This window comes from Synechococcus sp. R5-13 (genome assembly GCF_047462015.1).
Lineage (GTDB): Bacteria > Cyanobacteriota > Cyanobacteriia > Thermostichales > Thermostichaceae > Thermostichus.
Genome location: NZ_JANSIL010000116.1, coordinates 1 through 6,660, shown reverse-complemented (window position 1 = coordinate 6,660; position 6,660 = coordinate 1). Strand labels below are relative to the sequence as shown.

Annotated in this window: 8 protein-coding genes and 1 pseudogene; 2 read left to right on the top strand and 7 right to left on the bottom strand. The window is 57.4% G+C overall.

Annotated elements, in window-relative coordinates; genetic code table 11:
• Positions 1-161: pseudogene (locus NW840_RS09185) on the top strand (RNA-guided endonuclease TnpB family protein); the annotation flags it as partial.
• Here NW840_RS09185 and NW840_RS09180 read toward each other — a convergent pair.
• The 3 genes from NW840_RS09180 to NW840_RS09170 form a co-directional block, all read right to left on the bottom strand.
• A complete protein-coding gene (locus NW840_RS09180; RefSeq protein WP_414343804.1) occupies positions 153-1,382 on the bottom strand; it encodes an AI-2E family transporter in 1,230 nt (409 codons plus the stop codon). The pseudogene NW840_RS09185 and the gene NW840_RS09180 sit on opposite strands and share 9 nt — an antisense overlap.
• A 159-nt stretch (positions 1,383-1,541) precedes the next feature.
• Positions 1,542-2,654 (bottom strand): hypothetical protein, encoded by a 1,113-nt coding sequence (locus NW840_RS09175; protein ID WP_414343803.1) that lies wholly within the window; start codon positions 2,652-2,654, stop codon positions 1,542-1,544.
• 119 nt (positions 2,655-2,773) lie between these two features.
• On the bottom strand, positions 2,774-3,106 hold the full coding sequence (locus NW840_RS09170) for an OmpA family protein (protein WP_414343805.1): 333 nt from the start codon (positions 3,104-3,106) through the stop codon (positions 2,774-2,776).
• 26 nt (positions 3,107-3,132) lie between these two features.
• Here NW840_RS09170 and NW840_RS09165 point away from each other — a divergent pair, with 26 nt between their 5' ends.
• The gene (locus NW840_RS09165) at positions 3,133-3,408 is read left to right on the top strand and encodes a hypothetical protein (RefSeq protein WP_414343801.1); all 276 of its coding nucleotides are present in this window, start codon (positions 3,133-3,135) and stop codon (positions 3,406-3,408) included.
• 134 nt (positions 3,409-3,542) lie between these two features.
• Here NW840_RS09165 and NW840_RS09160 read toward each other — a convergent pair whose 3' ends face one another.
• From NW840_RS09160 to NW840_RS09145, 4 genes are all read right to left on the bottom strand, one after another.
• A complete protein-coding gene (locus NW840_RS09160) occupies positions 3,543-3,746 on the bottom strand; it encodes a hypothetical protein (protein WP_041436260.1) in 204 nt (67 codons plus the stop codon).
• Positions 3,747-3,924: 178 nt separating this feature from the next.
• On the bottom strand, positions 3,925-5,328 hold the full coding sequence (locus tag NW840_RS09155) for a 1-acyl-sn-glycerol-3-phosphate acyltransferase (RefSeq protein WP_414343800.1): 1,404 nt from the start codon (positions 5,326-5,328) through the stop codon (positions 3,925-3,927).
• A gap of 135 nt (positions 5,329-5,463) precedes the next feature.
• Positions 5,464-5,916 carry an AbrB family transcriptional regulator gene (locus NW840_RS09150; RefSeq protein ID WP_414343799.1) on the bottom strand — a complete coding sequence of 151 codons (453 nt, stop codon included), beginning with the start codon at positions 5,914-5,916 and terminating at the stop codon, positions 5,464-5,466.
• A gap of 376 nt (positions 5,917-6,292) precedes the next feature.
• Complete coding sequence (locus tag NW840_RS09145) at positions 6,293-6,487, bottom strand: hypothetical protein (protein WP_414343797.1); 195 nt, start codon at positions 6,485-6,487, stop codon at positions 6,293-6,295.
• Positions 6,488-6,660: the final 173 nt, after the last annotated feature.

Below are 6,660 nucleotides of genomic sequence, written 5' to 3'. Positions count from 1 at the left end.
TGTTTAGATGCCCAAAGTGCAACCATAGGCTACCACGAGATTGGCAAGGCGCTCTGGGTGTTATGCTCAGGGCTTTGCGGGATACCGCCGTCCTGTTCAGTAGTGGACAGGATGCTATCGCTTCACCGTTGAGCAGTAATGGTCAGCAGTGTTCAGCGTAAATGTATCAGACTTTCTTTCTGTGGCAACCCTTCCGGCTCGTTTGACGAGTCATTCGGACGAGAGGAAAAAGATGGCTCTGGGCTGCTCGCGTCGGCAGGATCCATCCCCGGCAAAGCCAAAGAACCGGCAGCTTCGGTAGCCCGAGCGCATAGTCTAGCTCGAATCTCTGCCTCCTGCTTGGGCTTCAGATAGAGGTTCTCCAGCAGCACCGCCATACCCGCCACCCACGGGGGGGCGATCACCGCCCCAACAATACCCAACAACTGGGTGCCCCCCAGCACCGCCAGCAACTGATACAAGGGCTTCACCCGCACTGAGGATCCCACCAACAGAGGATCCAACACATAGGTTTCCAGGTTTTGAACGGCAACATATAGGATCAGCACCCACAAAAAAGTCCAGCCCCCCTGCACAATCGCCACCACCAAAGCGGGCAGGGATCCCAGTACTGGCCCGATAAAGGGAATCAAGTTGGTAAACCCGGCGATCACCCCCAGCGCCAGAGCAAACTCCGACAGGCCCAGAAAGCGAAGCGAGACGGTGATCATCACGCCCAAAATGGCAGAGACCAGCACCCGCCCCTGGATGTAGCCCCCCATGCGCTGGGCCATCGGGTGTACCTGCTGAGCCAGCCGGTCATTCCAGGGATAAGGAAACAACTCCACCAAGCCCCGCACCAAGTCAGAGCCGCTCACCAGCATGTAGCCGGAAATGAAGAGGGTCAGCACCGTGGTTAGCAGACCACCCAGCAAACCGCGGGTGAAGTCGAAAGACTGCACCAGCACCCGTTGTCCCGAGCGAACTGCCCAGCTCATCAACGACTGAGGATCGAGCAACTGGTTTAAGTAGTCCAGCGCCGCCGGATCCACCCCCGCCAGATCAGCAATCCAGGTGTCCACCAGCAGTTGTAGTCGCTCCAGATAGAAGGGCAACCTCGCTAGCAACCGCTGGGTCTGAGTTACCACCGTTGGGCCAATGAGCAGAGCCAAGCCGGCAATCCCGGCAATTAGGCTCAAATACACCAGCACAACCCCCAGCCAGCGGGGGATGCGTAATCGCTCGGCCAGATCCACCAGGGGAGCCAGCGCTGCCGCCACCACCACCGCGATCATCACCGTCAGCACCAAGCTGCGCAGTTGCCACAGCAGCAACAACAGCATCCCTGTGGCCACCACCAGGGCTACAGAGGATACGGAGATGGTCAGTTGTCTTCGGCTCATCACTTGGCTGGGTTCTCTTCAGGGGGGCGTTCAAGCCCCCCTAGGTAACAGATGGCTCTACCATCCTGGCCTGGCTTGGACGAACTTGCCAAATGCTCCTGGGCAAAGACCCCAAACCCAGCGCTTCAGATCCTCAGCAAAAACCCCGCCAGAGCTGAGCTACCGCAACAGTTCCCTCCGCACCGCTTCTACATATTCCAGCAGCCCCGGGGATCCCGTGCCGGAAGCCCGCCACAACATCAAAGCGCTACCCAAATCGGAAGCGGCACCAGCCCTATCCTCTCCCTGGTAAGCGCGCGCCATACCGCGGTGGTAGTAACCTTCAGCCCGCTGGGGCTGCACCTCGATAGCCCGGCTGAAATCCTGAACGGCCAAATTGAAGTCGCAGATGCTGGCCCACATCAGGCCGCGATGGACATAGGCCTCGAAAAGATCGGCAGCACTTTGATTTTGCTTGGCCAGCTCAATCGCCAGATGCGACACATCAAACGCCGATTCCAGATGGCCTTGTTCGGCCCAGATGCGGGAGCGGATCAAGTGCAGTTGCGGGTTGTGATAGGCAATCCGATCCAGAGGAGACAAGGTTGCCAGAGCCTGCTCAGGTTCTTGCAAACGCTCGTGTTGGATTTTGGCCTTGAGCAAATAGGCTTCAGCCAGGTAGGGATCCAAAGCAATAGCAATATCCAGATCCCGCAGAGCAGAGCGCATCAAGCGAGCAATGGCAGAAGCATGCTCAGGCTGCGGTAAAGCAGCAGGATCTTCTTGAGACTCCCGCCAGAAGTATTGCGCCCGTTGCAGATAAAGCTGCGCGTTTCCCGGCTCCTGTTGGATGGACTGGGTTAGCCGCGCCAGCTCATTGGGAAGATCCGCCGGAGCAGAGGATTGAGAGAGAGTGGGATCCTGACGCCGAGGCCGTGCCGGCACGGCAAGGCTTGGGTTGGAACGGCCAACAACCCCGGCGGGCTGGGGATCTGCCTGTTGCGCAAGCCATTGATAGACCTGCTGCTGGTGAGCGAGAGAGCGCTGCTCAAGCTGTTGTACCCGTTCTTGCAGTTGGGCTTGCCGCCTGAGCCAAGATTCAGAACCTGGTTCATCTTCAAACAAGGTCTGGGATGACGGCAGAGAGTGCTCCCAAGCTTGTAGAGAAACCTCAGTGACAGGACTCTGGCTCTTACGAGATGAGGTCAACCAGCCACCTTCGCCAATCAAAAACGGCAAAGACAGCAAACCCAACAAAGCCGAGCCGGAGAACAAAAGACTGGGCCTAAGCATGGATCCCACCCCTTGAAATAGCTTAGAAGTAAAGAGTTGCCTCTAAACTAGTTCGCCGCAGCCGCAGTGTCCAGACTTTCGGCGATACCCGTCCTGCCCCAAGACCTGGAAACTCCCCTCTAGGGGATTTTGCCACCGGCCAGATCCACCAACTCCACGCGGCGATTCTTCGCCCGGCCTTCCTCAGTGGTGTTGCTGGCCACAGGAGCAGAGAACCCCACACCAACCGGATAGAGTCGACGTTGCTCGATACCCAGCTGAACCAACCGGTTGACAACCGCCTCGGCCCGGCGTCGCGAGAGACCCAGATTATAGTCGAAGCTGCCGGTCGCATCGGTATGACCGACCACGAGGATGCTGAGGTTGGTGCGCTCGCGCATCAGCTTGGCGATCTCGGCAAGGGTGGGCTCGGCAGCCGCTTCGATTTGATCCGAGTCATAGGCAAAGAGAATGCCGTAGAGGAAGTGCCACCCTTACCTTGGTTCAGTTCGACTCCCAGGATCCCTATGAAGTCATTCACCGCTTCAAGCCAATTGCCGAGGTCCCTGAGCTGACCCGCGAGACCTACGTGCCGCGAGCTTCTACTCCCTTGCTGGATGCCATGGGGCGCGGCATCATCGACCTAGAAAAGAGCCTCAGCGAACTCAGCGAGGCAGATCGCCCGGCCAAGGTTGTGATGGTTGTGGTAACCGATGGGCAAGAGAATGCCAGTCGCGAGTTCCGCAAAGAGCAAATTGAGAAGATGATAAATTGAGAAGATGATCAAGGGCAAGGAAGAAAGCTAATCCCTCTGCGGATAGAGCTTTGTGGGCAGGTTGACACGGGAAGCCCCTCGGATCCAGGGAAAGGGGAAGTATCGCAATGACCTCTGGGCCAGGGGGGATCCCTTCAGCGCCGTCGTCTGGAGCAGCGACGCAGTAACCAACTGGCGGCGGCCCGGTCGCCTTCATCCCATGCCAACCGCTCCACGGCCACCATCACCATCGAGGTGATCACAGCTTCACTTAAATGGCGAGAACGCAAATGCTGCACGGCTGAAGTGGCGGCCTCCAGGTCGCGTCTGCGAATGGCGCGGAGCAGCTCATCAGACATAGACCAAGCCAACGAGCCTCACTTCCTTTCTGCCCCCTTTCTACCCCAAGAGCCAGAAACTTCCCCTTTCCTTCACCTGCTTGTCAGATAATGCAAAAGTTCGTTTTACTTTCACGAAATATCTCACAAGATGTCTCAGGAATTGTTACACTTTTTGCCCCTGAGCCGACTAGGCATGTCAGACAGCAGGGAGGACCGCAGGGGAGCACGGGATCCCTTTGATAAGCCGCTCCATTTCTGCTTGTAAATCTTGGGTGAGGGCTTGTACGGCTTGTCGGCGGTTGGCCTGGTAGGCGGGCCAGCGTTCGGAAACCGAGAGGGGATCCCCAATGCTGAAACGCGCCAGGCGGGGGCCCAAGCGGGGGGGAGCAGTTCCGACGGGATTTTCTCCTTTGATCCAAGCCAGCAGACTCCAGAGGCGCAGGGCGGTTTCCGCCAACTCGTCTAGACTTAGACTGGGCTGCTCAGGTACAGGGCGCACCGCAAACACCATCAAGGTTTCCGCCAAGCGCATGTGCCAGAGGTGAAAACTGGCCTCAGCAGCCACTCGATTGGCCAGCCCCCTCTCCAGAGCCGAGAGACCAGCAATATCGGCAATATCTTCGCGGTAGATCCAGGCCCAGCCCGCCTGTTCGATGCGGTGCCGCCGCTCGATGAAGTCTCCTTGAGGCTCTAGGCCGAAATGTTGCTCGGCCACCCGCAGGGCCAGATCTGACAAGCTTTGAAGACGCGCCAACAGATCCCCCTCTTTAACCTGGGCTCTATCTGCAGCAGGAAGAGCAGGGGCATAGAAGCGCTCATAGAAGGTCTGCATGACCTGGAGCAGGTGTTCTCCCAAGCGAAGGATACGGGCCAGCAAAAAGGCTTGACCGGCGTGAGCCGAGCGCGTGGGCGGCAGCTTGCAATCGGCCTCCATGCGGCTGAGCAATCTATTCAGAGCGGCACTGGGATCCCGCAGGTAGGAATAGCGAAGGCCTACCGGCAAGATCAGCACCTGCTCTGGCCGTCCCGCCTTGTGCAGATCCTCCACCGCCCAAAAGCTCATCTGGGCTACCCCCGGCTCCAACGGGTTGAGAAGACTGCTCATACCGTTGATCGTTCCTTCTGGAGCTACCGCCAGCGGATATCGGCCCGATACAAACTGCTCACGAGAACTTTTTAGCCCTGCCCGATCCAGACGGCCTCGCAAAATCGGGATCCCGCCCAAGCGCGGCAAGCCCCAACGGGCAACGGATCCCAGCCACAGAGGTAGGCCGCGGTCATAAACAAACAAAACGTGGGGCCGGCCCCGAAAGCGGATCCCCTGGCGTTGGGCCACCTGCGGCAGGAGATGGGCAAACAAGTACATCAAGCAGGGGGGATCATCCAGGGTCGGGTGTCGAAACGCCACCAGCAGGCGAATCTTGCCCGCCTCAAACTGCTGATAAAGCTGAGCCAAACGCTCTCCCCCCTCTACTTCAACGCGAGGGATCCCTTTGGTCCATCGCAACCAAAGGGGCAAGCCTGCTTGAGCGAAATGAACGACCCAAGGCGTCAATCGCGGCGGCAAAAACTTGAGGGGTGGCTGAACCTTCTGTTGCATAGGGATCCTTATCTAGGGTCAGCAAGATCGGTGAACCTAGGCTTTGGATCCCATCTTAAAGAGGGCAAAGCGGGAAGAAAGCTGCGCAGTGACAGTTCGTCAACTGGATCCCTTCTCCTCAACCCCAGGAGAGGTTCAAGCCCCAGCAGTTTTTTTTCGGCGACCGCGAGTCGCTTTGGGGGAAGCTTCTTTGCTTGGGGTTGACTCCTCCACCCCCTGGCCGTTTAGCACTTGCTTGAGGTGAATGTGCTTGTAACCCAGCTGAATCTCAAACTCATCCCCAGGCTTGAGATTCATTTTTTCGGTGTAGGCCGACCCAATGATCAACTGCCCATTTTTGTGAACGCTGACCCGAAAGGTTGGCTCACGACCGCGCTTGTCCCGGCTGGAACTTGGGCTGAGACTCAGACCTTTTGCCGCCAGCACCGCGTCATAGAACTCATTCAAGTTGACGCGAGGCTTGTTGGTCTTGGTCATGGTTACATAGCCACATCGCTTTGCCGTTTCTCGGCGCGGAAGATGCCCCAAAGCTTCGACCTTCTGGAGCAGAGCCTTCCCGGTTAAAGGTTGTGGTGGTATATCTGACATTTTTTAATGTCCTACATCCTTCTCTTAAGATCATACCCTTGTGATGTACTCCTGCAACCGAAAGTCGGAGGCTTTTTTGAAGACAGGTTTTTCTCCTGTTCCTTGAGCCAGCAGCTCCGAAGGAAAAACCTCGTCTCCCTCAAGAGATGTTCCTGCCCTTGCCAAAAGGTGATGGGGGCAAAAAGAACTCAAGCCCTGAAGAGTGCTGGGGCTTTTGTGGATGGAGCTGACAAAAGATTGCCGTTGGAATAGGGGTGGTGCCGTGGCGCAGATGCAATTGACCGCCTTTGAGAGGGGAAAGCAATTGAGACTTCACCCCATGGCCGAAGGCGCGCAGGGGATAGGCATTGCTTGGAGACAACCTCACCCTCACTCGTCAGGTGCCCCGAACTCTGATCACGTCTTCTGCAACTTCCGCCAGAAAACGGGCTCGATCTTCCCAAAAACCGCCATAGAGACGGGCACGGCGATTGCCATTGCCTTGCGGAAATGGGTCGAAAAGATAGCCAGAGCGGGTGTGAAGCTGGATGCCATCACACCTGGCCCGGCGGTCACTTTCCCCTCTTGGCAAAGGCCGGTCACATCTGAGTAGTGGCTGAGGGATCCCCTCTTCGGCACTTCTTCAGATGGGAGCGCAGTAAACTACCCGACACCCGCGCTATGCGCAGGGTGCAGGCTTTATCCCAATCCCTAGCGGCCCCAGAGGACAGCTAAGTTTCGGAATTTCAGGCGAGTTTACAGTCG